The organism is Acidovorax sp. 62 (assembly GCF_002754495.1).
Classification (GTDB): domain Bacteria; phylum Pseudomonadota; class Gammaproteobacteria; order Burkholderiales; family Burkholderiaceae_C; genus Acidovorax.
In genome coordinates this window covers 216,087-233,974 of sequence record NZ_PEFJ01000001.1, presented here as the reverse complement: position 1 = coordinate 233,974, position 17,888 = coordinate 216,087, and the positions used below count along the sequence as shown (strand labels likewise).

At 66.5% G+C, this 17,888-nt stretch carries 16 protein-coding genes; 8 read left to right on the top strand and 8 right to left on the bottom strand.

The annotated features are described in order from the left end of the window. Nucleotides 1-29: 29 nt before the first annotated feature. From CLU86_RS01025 to CLU86_RS00990, 8 genes are all read left to right on the top strand, one after another. The gene (locus CLU86_RS01025; RefSeq protein ID WP_369803796.1) at nt 30-518 is read left to right on the top strand and encodes a hypothetical protein; all 489 of its coding nucleotides are present in this window, start codon (nt 30-32) and stop codon (nt 516-518) included. A gap of 122 nt (nt 519-640) precedes the next feature. Next, on the top strand, nt 641-1,987 hold the full coding sequence (gene miaB, locus CLU86_RS01020) for a tRNA (N6-isopentenyl adenosine(37)-C2)-methylthiotransferase MiaB (protein WP_099740268.1): 1,347 nt from the start codon (nt 641-643) through the stop codon (nt 1,985-1,987). Nucleotides 1,988-2,002: 15 nt separating this feature from the next. Then, nucleotides 2,003-3,460, top strand: a complete 1,458-nt coding sequence (locus CLU86_RS01015; RefSeq protein WP_099740267.1) for a HAMP domain-containing sensor histidine kinase — start codon at nt 2,003-2,005, stop codon at nt 3,458-3,460. Then, on the top strand, nt 3,450-4,157 hold the full coding sequence (locus tag CLU86_RS01010; protein ID WP_233194721.1) for a hypothetical protein: 708 nt from the start codon (nt 3,450-3,452) through the stop codon (nt 4,155-4,157). The genes CLU86_RS01015 and CLU86_RS01010 overlap by 11 nt, the downstream gene beginning before the upstream one ends. 11 nt (nt 4,158-4,168) lie before the next feature. Further along, nucleotides 4,169-5,599, top strand: coding sequence for a sigma 54-interacting transcriptional regulator (locus tag CLU86_RS01005; RefSeq protein WP_099740266.1), 1,431 nt, complete (start codon nt 4,169-4,171; stop codon nt 5,597-5,599). Between the two features lie 192 nt (nt 5,600-5,791). Next, nucleotides 5,792-7,411: a glucan biosynthesis protein G gene (locus CLU86_RS01000; RefSeq protein WP_199175071.1), complete on the top strand. Its 1,620-nt coding sequence runs from the start codon at nt 5,792-5,794 to the stop codon at nt 7,409-7,411. A gap of 38 nt (nt 7,412-7,449) precedes the next feature. Beyond that, nucleotides 7,450-9,498: a glucans biosynthesis glucosyltransferase MdoH gene (gene mdoH / locus CLU86_RS00995; RefSeq protein WP_099743203.1), complete on the top strand. Its 2,049-nt coding sequence runs from the start codon at nt 7,450-7,452 to the stop codon at nt 9,496-9,498. 404 nt (nt 9,499-9,902) lie between these two features. Next, nucleotides 9,903-10,760 carry a C13 family peptidase gene (locus CLU86_RS00990; RefSeq protein ID WP_099740265.1) on the top strand — a complete coding sequence of 286 codons (858 nt, stop codon included), beginning with the start codon at nt 9,903-9,905 and terminating at the stop codon, nt 10,758-10,760. A gap of 64 nt (nt 10,761-10,824) precedes the next feature. Here CLU86_RS00990 and moaD read toward each other — a convergent pair whose 3' ends face one another. The 8 genes from moaD to CLU86_RS00950 all read right to left on the bottom strand — a co-directional run bounded on the left by moaD (nt 10,825) and on the right by CLU86_RS00950 (nt 17,873). Then, entirely contained in the window at nt 10,825-11,079 is a 255-nt protein-coding gene (gene moaD / locus CLU86_RS00985) for a molybdopterin converting factor subunit 1 (RefSeq protein WP_099740264.1), read from the bottom strand. A 40-nt stretch (nt 11,080-11,119) separates the two neighbouring features. Then, complete coding sequence (gene glp, locus CLU86_RS00980; protein WP_099740263.1) at nt 11,120-12,370, bottom strand: gephyrin-like molybdotransferase Glp; 1,251 nt, start codon at nt 12,368-12,370, stop codon at nt 11,120-11,122. Then, nucleotides 12,367-12,924, bottom strand: a complete 558-nt coding sequence (gene mobB, locus CLU86_RS00975; protein ID WP_099740262.1) for a molybdopterin-guanine dinucleotide biosynthesis protein B — start codon at nt 12,922-12,924, stop codon at nt 12,367-12,369. The genes glp and mobB overlap by 4 nt, the downstream gene beginning before the upstream one ends. A gap of 145 nt (nt 12,925-13,069) precedes the next feature. Then, nucleotides 13,070-14,515, bottom strand: a complete 1,446-nt coding sequence (gene thrC, locus CLU86_RS00970; protein ID WP_099740261.1) for a threonine synthase — start codon at nt 14,513-14,515, stop codon at nt 13,070-13,072. Between the two features lie 22 nt (nt 14,516-14,537). Then, nucleotides 14,538-14,822 (bottom strand): response regulator, encoded by a 285-nt coding sequence (locus CLU86_RS00965; protein ID WP_233194720.1) that lies wholly within the window; start codon nt 14,820-14,822, stop codon nt 14,538-14,540. Nucleotides 14,823-14,895: 73 nt separating this feature from the next. Further along, nucleotides 14,896-16,230 (bottom strand): homoserine dehydrogenase, encoded by a 1,335-nt coding sequence (locus CLU86_RS00960; protein WP_099658196.1) that lies wholly within the window; start codon nt 16,228-16,230, stop codon nt 14,896-14,898. A 30-nt stretch (nt 16,231-16,260) separates the two neighbouring features. Beyond that, nucleotides 16,261-16,872 carry a hypothetical protein gene (locus tag CLU86_RS00955; protein ID WP_099740259.1) on the bottom strand — a complete coding sequence of 204 codons (612 nt, stop codon included), beginning with the start codon at nt 16,870-16,872 and terminating at the stop codon, nt 16,261-16,263. After that, entirely contained in the window at nt 16,869-17,873 is a 1,005-nt protein-coding gene (locus tag CLU86_RS00950; protein WP_233194719.1) for a DUF1176 domain-containing protein, read from the bottom strand. Before CLU86_RS00950 ends, CLU86_RS00955 begins: the two co-directional genes overlap by 4 nt. Nucleotides 17,874-17,888 lie beyond the last annotated feature (15 nt).

Here is a 17,888-nt window from a genome sequence, read left to right as displayed (position 1 = left end):
ATGAACACCACGAATTGCTGACACGCCCCATGACCACATCCCCCAGCACCCTGCCCCACCCTGCCACCACCGACCTTCCAAAGGCTGGCACCCCGCGCCTGTGGCGTCCCCTGCTTGCCGCAGTCGCCCTCACCGGCCTGCTGGGCGCCTTGGCGCTTGAGCCCGTGCAGGCCCAGGTGGTCAACCCGCTGGGCAACGTGCGCAATTTCCCTGAAGCCGCCCTGCGCGGCACACTCACCATCGTGAGCGTGCAAGAGGCCAAGCTCAACAGCAAAGACATCCGCATGGCCCCTGGCATGCGCCTGTTCAGCCCCCAAAACTCGCTGGTGCAGCGCCACACCGTGATCGGCCAGACCTACAAGGTGAACTACGTGATCGAAGCCAGCAGCGGCATGCTGCACTCGGCCTGGATCTTGAGCGAGGCCGAAGCCGCCAAGCCCTTCAAGGGCAGCGACACGGTCATCACCAACATCAACTCGGGCAGTGGCAACGTGTCCACAGGCAACGTCCTGAAATAACGCCCCTGGCGCTGCCACGGCGGCAGCGCCTTTGGCTCTGGAAGCAGCCCTCCAGAGCCCCTCCCCATCCCAGTCACCGCGCCCCAGGGCGGCGGTGTTTGCTTGCTATTTGCGAAATTGCCATGGCCAAAAAAGTCTTTATCAAAACCTTCGGCTGCCAGATGAACGAGTACGACTCGGACAAGATGGCCGACGTGCTCAATGCCGCCCAAGGCTACGAGCCCACGCAAAACGTGGACGAGGCCGACCTCATCCTCTTCAACACCTGCTCGGTGCGCGAAAAAGCGCAGGAGAAAGTCTTCAGCGACCTGGGCCGCATCAAGCACCTGAAGGCACGCGGCGTGAAGATTGGCGTGGGCGGCTGCGTGGCCAGCCAGGAAGGCGCCGAGATCATCAAGCGCGCCCCCTATGTGGACGTGGTGTTTGGTCCGCAAACCCTGCACCGCCTGCCCGAGATGCTGAACCAGCGTGAGCGCCTGGACAAGCCCCAGGTGGACATCAGCTTTCCCGAGATCGAGAAGTTCGACCACCTGCCGCCCGCGCGCGTCGAAGGTGCCTCGGCCTTTGTGTCGATCATGGAAGGCTGCAGCAAATACTGCAGCTACTGCGTGGTGCCCTACACCCGTGGCGAGGAAGTGAGCCGCCCGTTTGACGACGTGCTGGTGGAAGTGGCGGGCCTGGCCGACCAGGGCGTGAAAGAAATCACCCTGCTGGGCCAGAACGTGAACGCCTACCTGGGCAAGATGGGGGGCACGGCCGAGATTGCCGACTTTGCCCTGCTGCTCGAATACGTGTCGGACATCCCCGGCATTGAGCGCATCCGCTACACCACCAGCCACCCCAACGAGTTCACGCCCCGGCTGATCGAGGCCTATGCCAAGCTGCCCAAGCTGGCCAGCCACTTGCACCTGCCCGTGCAGCACGGCAGCGACCGCATTTTGATGGCCATGAAGCGCGGCTACACCGCCATGGAATACAAGAGCACGGTGCGCAAGCTGCGCGCTATCCGCCCCGACCTGGCCATGAGCAGCGACTTCATCGTGGGCTTCCCCGGTGAGACGGAAGACGACTTCAACAAGATGATGAAGCTCATCGACGACATCCACTTCGACAACAGCTTCAGCTTTATCTTCAGCCCCCGCCCCGGCACACCCGCAGCAGGCCTGCACGACGACACGCCGCACGACGTGAAGCTGCGCCGCCTGCAGCACCTGCAAGGCGTGATCAACGCCAACATCAAGTCCATCAGCGAAAGCCGCGTGGGCACGGTGCAACGCATTCTGGTGGAAGGCGCCTCCAAGCGCGACGCCACCGAGCTGATGGGCCGTACCGAATGCAACCGCGTGGTCAACTTTGTGGGCCAGCCCCGCCTGGTGGGGCAAATGGTGGATGTGACCATCACCGAGGCCAAGGCCTACACCTTGCGGGGTGAAGTGCTGGTGCGCGAGGGCGCCGCCCTCACCGCCTGACCCCCACCCCAGCGCATGGCCCCACACCCCACGAGCCCCCCGCAGGCTCGCCCGCACGGCCCCTCGTTTCAGCAACTGCTGCTGCTCGCCTTCTTGCTGATTGCGGGGGTGCTGGGCGCCAGCGCCCTGCGGGCGGTGTTCACGCTGGAAGCGCTGATGGGCCAAAGCCAGGCCAGCGCCGCCCAGGCGGCCGCGCTGAACGTGGCGGCCCAGGCTCTGAACCAGCGCGGCCAAGCCATGGAACGCTCGGCCCGGCAATCGCTGGTGCTGAACGACCCCCTGCTGCGCCAAAGCTTTGATGACATGGCGGCCGATGCCCAGGGCATCGTGCGCCAGCTGAGCGACGCGGGCCTGCCGCCCGCCCAAGCCCAGCAGTGGCAGGCCAGCATGCAAACCGTGCGCAATTTGCTGCGCGCACCGCCCTGGCAGTCGCTGGAGAACGAACGCAGCGTGGCCGAAGAGTTTGTAGCGCTCGACACCTTGCACGCGGCCATCACGCAATCGGTGCAAGAACTCAATGCCCGCCAGGCCAGCGAACTGCAAGCGCGGGTAGACGCCAGCCGCCGCACCGTAATGCACCAACTGGTGGGCGCAATTGTGCTGGCACTGGTGCTGGCGCTGTGGCTGGGCATCTGGCTGGCGCGCCCCTTCAAGCGGCTGGAGCGCGCCATCCGCCGCCTGGGCGAGAACCAGCTGGAGCAACCCGTGGCCATCACCGGCCCCGCCGACGTGCGCCGCGTGGGCCAGCAACTGGAGTGGCTGCGCCTGCGGCTGCTGGAGCTGGACGCCGACAAGGCGCGCTTTTTGCGCCATGTCTCGCACGAACTCAAAACCCCGCTGGCCGCGCTGCGCGAAGGCGTGGCCCTGCTGCAGGACGGCGTGACCGGAGAGCTGAGCGAAGGCCAGAAAGAAGTGACGCAGATCCTGCACCAGAACACCCTGGTGCTGCAAAGCGAGATCGAGGCGCTGCTGCGCTTTAACGCCGCCGCCTTTGAAGCCCGCCAGCTGCAGCGGCGCGAGACCGATCTGATCGCCCTGCTGGAAGACCTGGTGGAGGCCCAGCGCCTGCAATGGCAGGCCCGCAGCCTGCGGGTGGAGGTGAGCGGCGAGCGCACCGTTCTGCTGCTGGATGCGGAGAAAATCACCTCGGCCATGGGCAACCTGCTGTCCAACGCCATCCGCTTCTCGCCCGATCAAGGCACCGTGCGCCTGGCTGTGTCGCGCGCGCCCGGCCAGGTGCTGGTGGATGTGACCGACGACGGCCCCGGCGTGGCCCCTGCCGACCGGGCCCATGTGTTTGAACCCTTTTACCGGGGCGAGCGCCAGCCTGAGAACGCGGTGCGTGGCACCGGCATCGGGCTGTCCATCGTGCAGGAATACATCCACGCCCACGGTGGGCGGGTGCAGGTGCTGCAGATGCCGGGCGACGCCCCCCGCTCTTTTTTCCGAATCGAATTGCCCGATGCTTCCTGAACCGCAAGCCCTGCCGACCCTCCGCCCTGCGCACTGGGCTGCCCGCTGGGGCCTTGCCGCCACATACCTGTGCGCGGCCTGGCTGGCAGGCTGCGCCACAGCCCCCACACCGCCCAATGCGGCCCCGGCGACTGCGGCCCACGCGGTAGAGGCCGCCGCAGAGCCCGCCACGGCCTTGCCCGAGCCACTGGCCGCCGAAAGCGACGAGCCCACCACGGCGCCCAAAGACCTGCTGCGCGACACCCTGGCCTATGCCGACCGCACCCTGGGCGCCAGCACCACCGACCTGGCGCGTGAGACGGCCCGGCTGTCGGACGTGGACGAGAGCAAGCCCTCGCGTGCGCTGCGCCTGGCACTGGTGCTGGCCCAAACCCGCCAGCCCGTGGACACGGCCCGCGCCCTGGGCCTGGTGCAGCGCACCCTGGCCAACCCTGCCGCCCAAGAGCTGCACCCGCTGGCCCGCCTGCTGGAGGCGCGCCTGACCCAGCAGCGCCGCCTGGAAGACCAACTGGACCGCCAGGCCCAGCAACTGCGCGAAGCCCAGCGCCGAAACGACCAGCTGAGCGAGCGCCTGGAGGCCGTGCGCGCCATTGAACGCAGCCTGACCACGCGCCCCGCCCCAGCCGCCACAGCACCGGCCACAAGCCCCCCCGGCGCTGCTGCCAGTGGCGTGGGCAGCAGCAACGCCAAACCCTGAGGCACCACGCCATGACCGCATCCACGCGCCCTGCAACCGCCCATAGCGCCGCCCACAGCCCCGCCCACCGCATCCTGGTGGTGGACGACGATGCCGACATGCTGCGCCTGCTGTCCCTGCGCCTCAAAGCCGCCGGGCACGAGGTGGTGGCCGTGGGCTCGGCCGAGGCCGCGCTGGCGCAGCTGGACGTGGCCCGCCCCCAGCTGGTACTGAGCGATGTGCGCCTGCCCGGCAAGGATGGCCTGGCGCTGTTTGACGAGGTGCACGCACGCCACCCCTCGCTGCCAGTAATTCTGCTCACGGCGCACGGCACCATCCCCGACGCGGTCGAGGCCACATCGCGCGGCGTCTTCACCTACCTGACCAAGCCCTACGACGGCAAAGAGCTGCTGGAGAAAGTCGCCCAGGCCCTGGCCCTGAGCGCCCCCGCCGTGCACCAGGCCCACGCCAACGAGGCCTGGCGGGCCGACATCGTGAGCCGATCGGCCCGCATGACCGACCTGCTCGCTGAGGCCTACCTAGTGGCCCAATCGGACGCCAGCGTGCTGCTGCTGGGCGACAGCGGCGCGGGCAAAGAGCTGCTGGCCCAGGCCATCCACCGCGCCAGCCCCCGTGCGGGCAAGCCCTTTGTGGCGGTGAACTGCGGCGCCATCCCCGAGGCGCTGCTCGAATCCGAGCTGTTCGGCCACGTCAAAGGCGCGTTCACCGACGCCGTGAGCAACCACAAGGGGCTGTTCCAGGCGGCCGAGGGCGGCACGCTGCTGCTGGACGAGATAGGCGACATGCCGCCCGCCCTGCAGGTCAAGCTGCTGCGCGTGCTGCAAGAACGCGCCGTGCGGCCCGTGGGCGCGAGCCAGTCCATCCAGATCAACGTGCGCATCGTCTCGGCCACGCACCGCAACCTGGAGGTGGCCATGGCTGCAGGCCAGTTCCGCGAAGACCTGTACTACCGCCTGAACGTGGTGACGCTGCAGCTGCCCACGCTGGGCGAGCGGCGCGAAGACATTGCGCTGCTGGCCAACCACTTTCTGGACAAGCTGGCCCGCAAGTACGACAAGCGCCTGTCGGGCTTTGCGCCCGAAGCGCTCAAGGCGCTCACGGCCGCCGCCTGGCCCGGCAATGTGCGCCAGCTCTACAACGTGGTCGAGCAGGTGTGCGCCCTGTCCACCACACCGCTGGTGCCGCTGTCGATGGTGCAGCGGGCCCTGCGCATTCCATCGGCCCAGGTGCTGAGCTTTGCCGAGGCCCGCCAGCGCTTTGAGCGCGAGTATCTGGTGGGCCTGCTGAAGATGACCGATGGCAACGTGGCCGATGCCGCGCGCCTGGCGCAGCGCAATCGCACCGAGTTTTACCGGCTGCTGCAAAAGCACGCGCTGACGCCGGGCCAGTTCAAGGCCGACGGGGTGGCGGTCGACGATGTCGCTGAAGAGCGACACGAGTAATGCGTTGATTCATTGGGACTTTTCTCCCGCACGTTCCACCTCTGTCGCCACACGGCGACAAAAACACAGCCATTTCCCCTGCCAGGCGCCCATTGGCCCCCTCTGCACAATTGCTTACGTGCAGACCCACTCCTAAGCCTCTGATTTAAAAGCACTTTTCCAAGCTGGCACAGGGTTTGCCCTAGTGCTGGTATGCAAGCCGCTTTTTATCCATCCGTGCGCCCCTCGACCCGGGCTGCACGGCCCGTGCTGGCGCTGTGCGCAGCACTGCTGGCCACGGCCGCGTCGGCCCAAGCGATGGACCTGGACGCCATCACCCAACTGGCCAAGCAGCGCGCCGCCCAACCCTACAGCGCCATGAACGTGCGCCTGCCCCCCGAGCTGGAGGCCATGGACTACGACCAGGTGCGCGACATCCGCTGGCGGCCCGAGCGCGCCCTGTGGCGCACCCGTACCGAGCCGTCGCAGGCGCCATCACAGTTGCCGTCACAGTTGCCATTTGAGGCCATGTTCTTCCACCTGGGCCTGTACCAGCGCGAGCCGGTGCTCATCAACGAGGTGTCGCCACAAGGCACCCGCCACATCCCTTACCGGTCCGCAGACTTTGACTACGGCAAGAACGCCGTCAAGCCCCAGACCTGGGGCGATCTGGGGTTTGCGGGCTTTCGCCTGCACTACCACTTGAACTCACCCGACTACAAGGACGAGCTGGCCGTCTTCCAGGGCGCCAGCTACTTCCGTGCGCTGGGCGCGGGCCAGCAATATGGGCTGTCGGCCCGGGGCCTGGCCATCGACACCGTGGGCGGCCAGGGGGAGGAATTTCCGCGCTTTACCGAGTTCTGGCTGGTGCGGCCACAGCCCGGTGACACCCAGGCCACGGTGTATGCGCTGCTGGATTCGCCCCGCGCCACTGGCGCCTACCGCTTTGACATCCGCCCCGGCGCGCAAACCACCACCACGGTGACGGCCCGCATCTTTGTGCGCGGCGGTGGCAGTGGCGCAGGCCCCATCAAGACGCTGGGCATTGCCCCGCTGACCAGCATGTTCCTGTTTGGCGAGAACCAGCCGCGCAAGGACGACTTCCGCCCCGAGGTGCACGACTCCGACGGCCTGATGGTGGCCACGGGCGAGGGCGAATGGCTCTGGCGCCCGCTGCAAAACCCCAAGCAGCCCCTCGTCACCTCGTTTGCCACCACCAACCCCCAAGGCTTTGGCCTGATGCAGCGCGACCGGCAGTGGAGCAGCTACGAAGACGTGGAAGCCCGCTACGAGCGCCGCCCCAGCGCCTGGGTGCGCCCCCTGCACCCCTGGGGCCCCGGCCGCGTGGAGCTGGTGCAGCTGCCCACCCCCGACGAGACCCACGACAACGTCGTTGCCTACTGGGTGCCCCAGCAACTGCCGCCGCCCGGCACCCCGCTGGAGGTGCGCTACGAGCTGGCCTGGCAAGGCGACCAGGGCGCCGGACAGCAACGCCCCCCCAGCGCCTGGGCCACCCAGTCACGCAAGGGCGTGGGCTACACAAAGCAAAGCCCTGAAGCCCTGCAAAAGCAGGTGCAGTACGTGATCGACTTTGCAGGCCCCGCGCTGCAAGACCTGCCCGCCGATGCGCCCGTGAAGGCCGTGGTGACCAGCGATGCCAACGCCCGCGTGCTCGAAAGCGGCGTGTACCGCAACCCGGCCACAGGCCAATGGCGCATGACGCTGCGCATTGAACGCCTGCAGGGCAACCAGCCCATTGAGCTGCGCGCCTTCCTTCAACACCTTCAACACGCTGTGAGCGAAACATGGACCCACGTCATTCTTCCCGAGTAGGCCGGCCCGCAACACGTTTGCAGGCCCATTCGACCACCATGCTGCTCGCGGCCACTGAGGGGCTGGCACGCAAGGGCGCGTCTTACCCACGCAGTGCGGTGCCCGCGCAGAGCACGCCGATCGCCAGCCGCCGCAGCCCGCTGCGCGCCACACGCCACCCCAACAGCGTGACGGCGCCACCCGTGCACCGGGGCTCCATGCCCGCCGTGCCCTGGCAAGGCTTCTGGAAAAGCATCGGCCGTGCGCTGACAGGCCGCACCGCCGCCGCCCACACACCGCAACCCGAGCCAGCACCCCAACCCTGGCAAGCCGCAGCACAGCGTCGCCGCTGGACCTTTGCGCTGCTGGTGCTGGCCAGCACCATCCTGGCCAGCCTGCTGTTTGCCCAGGTGCAGCCGCACTACGACAACGCCTGGCTGGGCTACGGGCAGATTGCGCTGTTTGCACTGCTGTCGGCATGGGTGGTGTCGGGCTTTGTCACCGGCATGATGGGCTTTTGGGTCATGCTGCGGGGCGATCGGCATGCGCTGTCGGCGCAAAGCGTGGCGGACCACGCGCTGGCGCCCGAGGCCCGCACCGCCATCATCATGCCCATCTGCAACGAAGACGTGGCCACGGTGTTTGCCGGGCTGCGCGCCACTTGCGAATCGGTGGCGGCCACAGGCCATGGCGCCACGTTTGATGTGTTCGTGCTGTCTGACAGCTACGACAGCGACATCGCCCGTGCCGAGCGCGCTGCCTGGGAAGACCTGCGCACCGCACTGGCCGCCAACGGCCAGCAACCCCAGGTGCAGGTGTACTACCGCCTGCGCAAGCGCCGCACCCACCGCAAGGCAGGCAACGTGGCCGATTTTTGCCGCCGCTGGGGCAAGGACTACAAGTACATGGTGGTGCTGGATGCCGACAGCGTGATGAGCGGCAGCTGCATCGTCTCCATGACCAAGCTGATGGAAGCCCACCCGCAGGCCGGCATCATCCAGACGGCCACACAGGCCATTGGCCATGTCACGCTGCATGCGCGTGCGCAGCAGTTTGCATCGCGCGTCACCGGGCGGCTGTTCACGCTGGGCATGCAGTTCTGGCAGCTGGGCGAATCGCACTACTGGGGGCACAACGCCATCATCCGTGTGGCGCCCTTCATGCAGCACTGCGCGCTGGCGCCCATTGCGGGCAAGGGCGGGTTGTCGGGCGGCATCATGAGTCACGACTTTGTCGAAGCCGCCCTGATGCGCCGCGCCGGTTACCACGTGTGGCTGGTGGCCGACCTGGTGGGCAGCTACGAGCAGCAACCGCCCGACCTGCTGGCCGAGCTGCAGCGCGACCGCCGCTGGTGCCAGGGCAACCTGCAAAACGCACGCCTCATGGCCGAGCCAGGGCTGCACGCCGTGCACCGCTCGATGTTTGTGACCGGCGCCATGGCCTACCTGTCGGCCCCGCTGTGGCTGGCCTTCATGACGCTGGGCACGGCCCTGTGGGTGTCTGGCGCACCCGTGCTGGCCGACTGGCACATCCTGCCCGCCGAGCTGCTGGCGCTGTGGGCCTGGACGCTGAGCATGCTGTTCCTGCCCCGCGTGCTGGGCGTGCTGGCGGTCTTCATGCGCAAAGAACAAGCACAGTACGGCGGCGCTTTCAGCCTGCTCAAAAGCGCGGCACTGGAAAGCACCCTGGCCATCCTGCAAGCGCCGGTGCGCATGCTGGCGCACTCGCTGTTCGTGCTGGTGGCCCTCACCGGCATCGCGCTGGAATGGAAGTCGCCCCCGCGCGAGGCCCAGGCCGTGCCCTGGCGCCACGCCATGGCCCAACTCGCGCCCATGACCGCCGTGATCGCCCTGCTGGCCGCAGGCATTGGCGCCATCGACAGCGGCGCACTGCTGTGGCTGGCCCCCGTGGGCGTGCCGCTGGCCCTGGCCATCCCCATGGCGGTGGTCACCAGCCAGATCGCCCTGGGCCGCACGATGCGCGCCCAGCGCTTTTTGCTGATCCCGGAAGAGGCCTGGTCACCCCCGGTGCTGCGCCGGGCGTGGCGGCATGCCCAGCGGCTGGCACAACCGGGCTTGCCCCTGGCACCCGCAGCGGCCATGGCCTGACAAAGGCCATGACGGGGGGCTAAGAACCTGTTCACAGAGCCCCCGCGTCTCTCCCATCTGTGGTTTTTGTGACAAATGCCACACATCCTTGAAGCCGGCGCATGCGCCGGCTTTTGTGTTACATCGCTATCGTTTTCATAGCTGGTAGCGCTGAATGCGCCTGCCCTAGACCCCCAAAAACCTGTAACAAGTACCCGGTTACAGGGCGCAGGGCCCTTTTTACCGTCACTTACGATACGGCGCTGGCCGCTACCGGGGCCCCGCCACCGGACACCGCAGCCAGCCACGCGGGGCTCAGTGCCACGCCGGACGCCAGGCCCTGCCCGGCCAAACAAACCCATAGCCGCAGCGCCTGCAGCCTGCAGGCCACGCATCCATTCACCACTTTTCGCCAAACAACGACCATGCCCTCCACTGCATTCGCCTCCTCCCGCCGGGGTCTTCTGTCTGCCACGGCCCTCTATGCCACCTTGGGTGCCGCCCTGCTCGCCACGGGCTGCGCTACCGCCCCCGAGCCGGTGCCAGAGCCCGTGGCACCACCCCCGCCCCCAGCAGCCGAAGCACCCGCCCCCGTGCCACCACCCCGGCTGATCTTTGCGGGCTTTGCCATGCATTCGCAGGCCAAGGCCTTCCGCAACGACGTGCTGGCCGCCGAAAAGCTGGCCAAACAAATCGACCCCAACGCGCTCATCCTGAAGCTGGCCAACCCTGCGCGCGACCAGGCCAGTGACTGGCCCCAAGCCACGCAGGAAAACTTTGAACTGGTGATGACCAAGATGGCCGAAGTGGCCCGGCCGCAAGACCGGGTGATGCTGCTGATCTCCACCCACGCCAACCCCGGCACGCTGAACATCAACATCGCAGGCAAAAACGCCGCCCCGTTGACCGCCCGCACCCTGAGCGATGCGCTGGCCCCCTTGGCCAAGACGCCCACGCTGGTGGTGCTGTCTGCCTGCTACAGCGGCGCCTTTCTGGAGCCCCTGCGCGCGCCCAACCGCGTGGTGCTGACGGCCACCGACGTGCACAAGACATCCTTCAAATGCCAGTACCCCGGCGAGCACACCTTCTTTGCCGACGCGCTGTTCAACCAGGCGGGCGCCGAGCAACTGTCGATCGCGGACTGGATGGGCGTGGCCCAGAAGTCCATCCAGGCCCAGGAAAAGCGCAAGCGCCTGGCGGCATCGGCGCCCAAGATGTTTGTGGGGGAAGAAGCCAAGGCCTGGGCGAGCCAGCCGCTCAAAAACTGGCTGGACGCCCGCTGAGCAAGGGCTAGACCAGGGCAAAGTCGGGGGATTTTAGTCCCCTGACGTGGCCTGACTGGGTCTATCAACCGCCCGTCACGGGCGGGAAAAAAGCCACCTCGGCGCCATCGGCCAGCACGGCGGCTTCGTCGCTGAGGTTCTGGTTCAGCGCCATGCGCACCGCCCGGCCACGGGCCAGGCTGGTGGCGTGGGCGCCGCCCCGGGCGATGAGTTCATCGCGCAAGGTGCCTAGATTGGCGGCCGGGGTTTGAACCGACTCGCTGCCTTGCCCAATGGCCTCGCGGATGGAGGCGAAGTAGCGGACTGTGATGGTTTTCATCGTCGGAACATTTCAAGATGGAAAGCGTGCGGGCGCGCTGTCATGACAGCAGCTCCGAGAACGCGATGTACTGCACCGTGTCGCCCGCCGCAATGGTCTGGCCCGCAGGGTTGTCCACCACGCCATCGCCCCAGGCGGCCGAGGTGAGCACGCCCGAGCTTTGGTTGTTGAACAGCTCCAGCCCACCTTCTGCGTGGTGGCGCACGCGCAAAAACTCACGGCGTTTATCGGCCCTGGGCCAATCGAAACGAGCGGTAGCAGCTATTCTTTTAGGAGCAACATCACTCACCCCCTGCAGGCGCAGCACAAAGGGCCGCACCAGCAGCCCGAAGGTGACGAAGCTGGACACCGGGTTGCCCGGCAGCCCCATGAAGTGGGCCTGGCCCACGGTGCCATACGCAAAGGGCTTGCCCGGCTTCATGGCGATCTGCCACAGATCCAGGCGGCCCAGGGATTCGACGGCGGGCTTGATGTGGTCTTCTTCGCCCACGCTCACGCCGCCGCTGGTCAGGATCAGGTCGTGCGCGGCGCTGGCCTCACGCAGCGCCGCGATGGTGGCGTCACGCCGGTCGGGCACGATGCCGAAGTCGGTCACCTCGCAGCCCAGGCGCAGCAGCATGGCGCGCAAGAAAAAGCGGTTGCTGTTGTAGATGGCGCCCGGGGGCATTTGCTCGGGCGGCACATCGCCGGGCATGACCAGCTCATCGCCCGTAGAGAACAAAGCCACACGCGGGCGGCGCGCCACCTGCAACTGGTGCAGGCCAATGCTGGCCGCCAGGCCCAGCTCGGCCGGCGACAGGCGCGTGCCTGCGGCCAGCACCACGGTGCCACGCGCAATGTCTTCCCCCGCACGGCGAATCCACTGGCCGGGCTGGGGCACGGCGTTGATGCGCACAGCCACGCCACCTTCGGCGGTGGCGATCGCTTCGCAGTCCTCCTGCATCAAGACCGCATCGGCCCCGGCAGGCACGGGCGCGCCGGTGAAGATGCGGGCCGCCGTGCCGGGGGCCAATGGCTCGCCTGCGCTGCCTGCGGCGATGCGCTGAGACACAGGCAACACCACGCCTGCGGTGGCCACGTCAGCGCAGCGCACGGCGTAGCCGTCCATGGAGCTGTTGTCCAGCGGCGGCACATGCAGGGCCGAGGTGCAGTTCTGTGCCAGCACGCGGCCGTCTGCGTCAAAGGTGGCCACCGTCTCTGTCTCTGCCAAAGGCTGCGCCTGGGCCAGCAGGTCGGCCAGGGCGCTGTCCAGAGGCTTCAGGGGCGGGCGGGTTTTTTGGGGAGCGTTCATCGCAGCAGGCCTCCGTGCAGTTCCCAGTCGTAGTCAAAACGGTCGGCGTATTGCAGCAGCCAGTCGGCCACCTGCGCGGGGGCGTTCAGGTCCAGCAGGGGCAGCTGCGTGGGCTCGGGCAACTGGGTGGGCGCATCGGTGGCCACGGCCACCACAAAGTCGTCCTCGGGGTAGCGCACGGGCTTGGCCGTTTGGCCGGGCTCAGGGGCGCGCCAGACTTCGATCTTGAGCAGGTCGCTTTCCTTGAAGCCTTCCACCAGCACCCAGTCCACGCCCTGGTACAGCTCGGCCAGCAGGTGGTGCACGCTCAGCTCAGCGGGTTGTTCAAACTCGCGCACCAGCATCAGGCGCTTGTCAGAGGCGGCCACCACTTCAAAGGCCCCGGCCTCGCGGTGGCGGTAGGTGTCTTTGCCGGGGTGGTCGATGTCGAAGCTGTGGTGGGCGTGCTTGACCACCGACACCCGCAGGCCGCGCATGCGCAGCTCGGGGATGAGTTGCTCGACCAGGGTGGTTTTGCCGCTGCCGGAGAACCCGGCAAAGCCTACAACCTTCATCCAATGCTCCTTGATTAGCTATGCTATTTATAGCTGCTAGCGCTTATCCAGCAAGCGCTAGGGGCATTTTTTATTCAAAATCTGGGCCCATCACCGCACCCGCTCGCCCACACAGGCGCAGCGGGGCGGCACGGGCACGCCGCCATCAGCCCAGCACAGCGGGCGCACAGTGGCGCTCGATGTAGGCTTTGACCAAGTCCACATCGGCGGGCATCACCTGCACGCGCTTGGGCAGGTTTTCAATGCCGTCGAACTTGGCGGGCCGCTCGGGCGCGTGGCCCAGGGCTTCCTGGATGGTCTCGGCAAACTTGATGGGCAAGGCCGTCTCCAGCACGATCATGGGTACCTTGGGGTCCTTGTGGTGCTCGCGGGCCACCTTCACGCCGTCGGCAGTGTGGGTGTCGATGGTGACGCCGTGGCGCTCGTAGTTGTCCTTGATGGTGGCCAGGCGGTCTGCATGGGTGCTCTTGCCACTTTCAAAGCCGTATTTCTTGGCGGCATCGGCAAACAGCGGTTCGGCGCTCAGGTCAAAACGGCCGTAGGCGGGCAGCGCTTTGGCAAACAACGCGTTCGTGCGCTGGCCGTTACGTCCCAGCAGGTCGAAAATGAAGCGCTCGAAATTGCTGGCCTTGCTGATGTCCATCGACGGGCTGGACGTTTCGTGCGTGTCGGCGCTGCTGCGCACGCGGTACACGCCAGTGCGGAAGAACTCGTCGAGCACATCGTTCTCGTTGGTCGCCACCACCAGCTTGGCAATCGGCAGGCCCATGCAGCGCGCCACATGGCCTGCGCACACGTTGCCAAAGTTGCCCGAGGGCACCGTGAAGCTGACCTTCTGGTCGTTGGTCTCGGTGGCCTGGATATAGCCCGCAAAGTAGTACACCACCTGCGCCAACAGGCGCGCCCAGTTGATGGAGTTGACGGTGCCGATCTTGTACTTGGCCTTGAAGGCGTGGTCGTTGGAGACGGCCTTGACGATGTCCTGGCAGTCATCAAACACGCCTTCGATGGCGATGTTGTGGATGTTCGCGTCCTGCAGGCTGAACATCTGCGCCTGCTGGAAGGCGCTCATGCGGCCGTGCGGGCTGGTCATGAACACGCGCACACCCTCTTTGCCGCGCATGGCGTATTCGGCCGCGCTGCCGGTGTCGCCGCTGGTGGCACCCAGGATGTTGAGCTGCTCGCCACGGCGGCCCAACTCATATTCGAACAGGTTGCCCAGCAGTTGCATGGCCATGTCCTTGAAGGCCAGCGTAGGGCCGTTGGACAGGGCTTCGAGCCACAGGCCGTCTTCGAGGTGGCGCAGGGGCACGATCTCGCCGGTGCCGAAGACTTCAGCGGTGTAGGTCTTGGCGCAGATGGCCTTGAGGTCTGCAGCGGGAATGTCGTCGATGTACAGCGACAGGATCTGGAACGCCAGTTCGGCGTAGCCTTGCTCGTGGTAAGCCTTGCGCAGCTTGGTCAATGCGGCGCCAGTGATCTTGGGATAACTCTCGGGCAAGTACAGCCCGCCATCGGGCGCCAAGCCTTCGAGCAGGATGTCGCAAAACTGTTTGCGGTCTGCGTGGCCGCGGGTGCTGAGGTATTTCATGAAAAGGTCCCGTCTGAGTGCGTCATAGACTGATGCCGTACACGCGGATATCAATGTAAAAACGTGAAGCGATCAGCAGCACGAAGCCGCCGATCAGGATGAGCCAGTGCAGTGGCTTGTCCTCGTAATTGTCGGTGCGCTCGAGCAGCGCAAAGTAAAGCCACGCGGCCAGAAAGCTGCCGACGCCATTGGCCAGCGCCTGCAGGCGCGGCATGGCGCCCATCAGCGCCAACCCCACCAGCAGCCCGAACCAGAACGCCAGATGCCAGCGCGGCAACTCGACCTGCGACAGCTTGAGCAAAGCCACCAGAGTGAGAACTGCAACGAGGGTTGGCATGGCGACAAGCTTGCATGACGGGGATTGGCGCTGGGCGCTGAGCTCAGTTCAGCTCTTCCTTGCGGATGCGGGTGATGGGCGCCAGCACCGTGGGCAGCGCTTGCATCTGGGCGATCACGGCATCCATCGTGCCTTCACGGGTGTCGTGGGTCAGGATGATGAGGTCCGTCTGCGTGGAACCTTCACCACCCACTTCGTCGGCTTCGCGCTGCAGCACCGCGTCGATGCTCACGCCAGCGCCTGCCAGCAGGCCCGTGACGGTGGCCAGCACGCCGGCCTGGTCAGCCACGCGCAAGCGCAGGTAGTAGCTGGTGACCACCTCGCTCATGGGCAGCACAGGCAGGGCGCCCATGGCGTCGGCCAGGGTGTTGGCCTGGAAGGCCAGGTGCGGCACGCGATGCTCTGGATCGGCGGTGTGCAGGCGGGCAATGTCCACCAGGTCGGCAATCACGGCGCTGGCGGTGGGCTCGCTGCCCGCGCCCTTGCCGTAGTACAGCGTGGTGCCCACGGCATCGCCCTGCACCACCACGGCGTTCATGGCGCCTTCCACATTGGCAATCAGGCGCTTGGTGGGCACCAGGCTGGGGTGCACGCGCAACTCAATGCCCTTCTCAGCGCGCTTGGTGATGCCCAGCAGCTTGATGCGGTAGCCCAGTTGCTCGGCGTACTTGATATCGGCCGCGCCGAGTTTTGTAATGCCCTCAACGTAGGCCTTGTCGAACTGCACCGGGATGCCGAACGCAATCGCGCTCATCAGCGTGGCCTTGTGTGCGGCGTCCACGCCTTCGATGTCGAAGGTCGGGTCGGCCTCGGCGTAGCCCAGGCGTTGCGCTTCCTTGAGCACCACGTCAAAGTCCAGGCCCTTGTCGCGCATCTCGCTCAGGATGAAGTTGGTGGTGCCATTGATGATGCCGGCGATCCACTGGATGCGGTTGGCCGTGAGGCCTTCGCGCAGCGCCTTGATGATGGGGATGCCCCCGGCCACGGCGGCCTCGAAGGCCACCATCACGCCCTTGGCGGACGCAGCGGCAAAAATCTCGGTGCCGTGCACGGCCAGCAGCGCCTTGTTGGCGGTGACGACATGCTTGCCCGCGGCAATCGCTTCTAGCACCAGGGCCTTGGCGACGCCGTAGCCACCGATCAGCTCAATGACGATGTCGATGTCGGGGTTGGCGATGATGGCGCGGGCGTCGTTGACGACCTGCACGCTGGGGCCGACCACGCTCTTGGCGCGCTCGACGTCCAGATCGGCCACCATGGCGATCTCAATGCCACGGCCAGCGCGGCGGCTGATTTCGTCTTGGTTGCGTTGCAACACGTTGAACACGCCGCTGCCGACGGTGCCGATGCCTAGCAGGCCTACTTGGATGGGTTTCATGCGGTTTTACCTGCGGATGAAGGGTTGAAATCAGTGTGTATTGCGAAAAACGGGGCTGTGCGCCAAAGGCTGGCCGGGCTTTGTAGGCCGGGGTTTCTGGGCCGCAGCCAAGGTGACTTTGCGCCCGAGGGTGCGGCAGTGGCCGATCAGCCGGTCGACCCAGGCTTGCTCCACCAGGTAGCTGCTGCCTGCAATGTCGGCCAAGGTGGGGACCACATCGGTTGCCAAACGGAGCGATTTTGCCAGTGCCAGCATGCGCCCCTCTTCCTGGGGGGTGAGTTCATTGCCTACCCTGGGGCGGGATGCGGCATCACCCAAGGATTGAATCCGGCCATCTTCGTACCAGACCATCCACACCAGAGGTACCGCGCCGGGGCGATCGCTGGCCGATTGCTGCACAAAGCAGAAATGGCTGGCACGCGCTGCGTAGTGCGACGCATGGACCTCATCCACCGTTTGCACATAGGCGCGCAACACGGCGCGGGGCAGCACATCGGAGCGCAAAGGCGTGGAGTAGACATATTCAGGCTGGGCCGGCATTTCACCAGCACCAGCAGCCGCAAGGGCTGGCAGGCCGCAGGCCAGCCACATGCCCAGGCCCCGCCCACACCAGGGCAGCATCCGGTGGAGCAGACGCGTCATTGGGTCACGTACGCCGGAAGCTGCCAGGCACCGCCCGGGAAGCCTCGGCACATGCCGTCACCATGCTCGCCGCTGAGCACGAAGCCCTTGCCATCAAAGCGCCACTCGCGCACCCACCAGCAGTCGCCAATGCCCCGCCCTTTCATGGACGAATGCACCGTGCCGGTCTCTGCGTCAAATTCGCCATCCACGTCGTCCAGCGGCTTGGGCTGGTACGGCGGGCGGTCATTGGCCATGAAAAGCAGGCTGCTGAAGTTGTAGGCGCCCATGCCGCAAGGCACCTCCAGCAGCACCCTGCGGTCGGTCAGGCGATGCACCTTCATCACATCGGCCTCGGGCGTGCCGCCGGTGCACTGGTCCTGCAAGGCTGCGGGCCCCAATGCTGCGAGCAGGGGCTTGAGCAGGGCTGCGTCGCCCTTGCGTGCGGGCACCGGCTTGACGGTCTTGAGCACCGGCGCGGGCACGGGGGGCAAGACGGACGACTCAGGCTTGCTGCCTTTGCGCACCAGCGCCCCCGGGGTGCCGATGCGGCCCTGCACTTCGTCCATCTTGAGCAGCACCGCTGCCGCCCCAGCCAGTGAGAGCACCCACTTGTCTTTGCCTGCGGTCACGGTGGCCTCTTCGGCACGCACCAGCTCTTGCAGCAAGCGGGGCACCTGGGCTGCGGGTACAGAGGGGCTGTTGCCATCCAGGGCGGGCAACGACCATTTGCCCACTCTGAAGTGCAGCGCGGCCGGACTGGCTTTTTCGGTATAGACCTGCAGTTGCACCTCTACCGCCGCATCGGGGCCCGCCTTGCGGGTCAAGAGCAAAGAGACAGGGTCCGAATCTCCCGCCTCAGACTGGTAGCCCGCAGCCCGGCAGGTGCGGGTGTTGTCGCATTGCAAGCCCCAGTCCTTGTACGAAAAACCCACCGTGCCCGGGCTGGCCGGCTGGGCCCCGGCCGTCAGCGAGGCCAAGGCCAGGGCGCCCAGCACATGCGGCAGGCGGGGTCGAGTCACAACACGCGAGACCAT

Bases quoted from the DNA above. Each gene is read 5' to 3' on its own strand.
- CLU86_RS01025 (WP_369803796.1), top strand. From the start codon at position 30: ATGACCACATCCCCCAGCACCCTGCCCCACCCTGCCACCACCGACCTT.
- miaB (WP_099740268.1), top strand. From the start codon at position 641: ATGGCCAAAAAAGTCTTTATCAAAACCTTCGGCTGCCAGATGAACGAG.
- CLU86_RS01015 (WP_099740267.1), top strand. From the start codon at position 2,003: ATGGCCCCACACCCCACGAGCCCCCCGCAGGCTCGCCCGCACGGCCCC.
- CLU86_RS01010 (WP_233194721.1), top strand. From the start codon at position 3,450: ATGCTTCCTGAACCGCAAGCCCTGCCGACCCTCCGCCCTGCGCACTGG.
- CLU86_RS01005 (WP_099740266.1), top strand. From the start codon at position 4,169: ATGACCGCATCCACGCGCCCTGCAACCGCCCATAGCGCCGCCCACAGC.
- CLU86_RS01000 (WP_199175071.1), top strand. From the start codon at position 5,792: ATGCAAGCCGCTTTTTATCCATCCGTGCGCCCCTCGACCCGGGCTGCA.
- mdoH (WP_099743203.1), top strand. From the start codon at position 7,450: ATGCTGCTCGCGGCCACTGAGGGGCTGGCACGCAAGGGCGCGTCTTAC.
- CLU86_RS00990 (WP_099740265.1), top strand. From the start codon at position 9,903: ATGCCCTCCACTGCATTCGCCTCCTCCCGCCGGGGTCTTCTGTCTGCC.
- moaD (WP_099740264.1), bottom strand. From the start codon at position 11,079: ATGAAAACCATCACAGTCCGCTACTTCGCCTCCATCCGCGAGGCCATT.
- glp (WP_099740263.1), bottom strand. From the start codon at position 12,370: ATGAACGCTCCCCAAAAAACCCGCCCGCCCCTGAAGCCTCTGGACAGC.
- mobB (WP_099740262.1), bottom strand. From the start codon at position 12,924: ATGAAGGTTGTAGGCTTTGCCGGGTTCTCCGGCAGCGGCAAAACCACC.
- thrC (WP_099740261.1), bottom strand. From the start codon at position 14,515: ATGAAATACCTCAGCACCCGCGGCCACGCAGACCGCAAACAGTTTTGC.
- CLU86_RS00960 (WP_099658196.1), bottom strand. From the start codon at position 16,230: ATGAAACCCATCCAAGTAGGCCTGCTAGGCATCGGCACCGTCGGCAGC.
- CLU86_RS00955 (WP_099740259.1), bottom strand. From the start codon at position 16,872: ATGACGCGTCTGCTCCACCGGATGCTGCCCTGGTGTGGGCGGGGCCTG.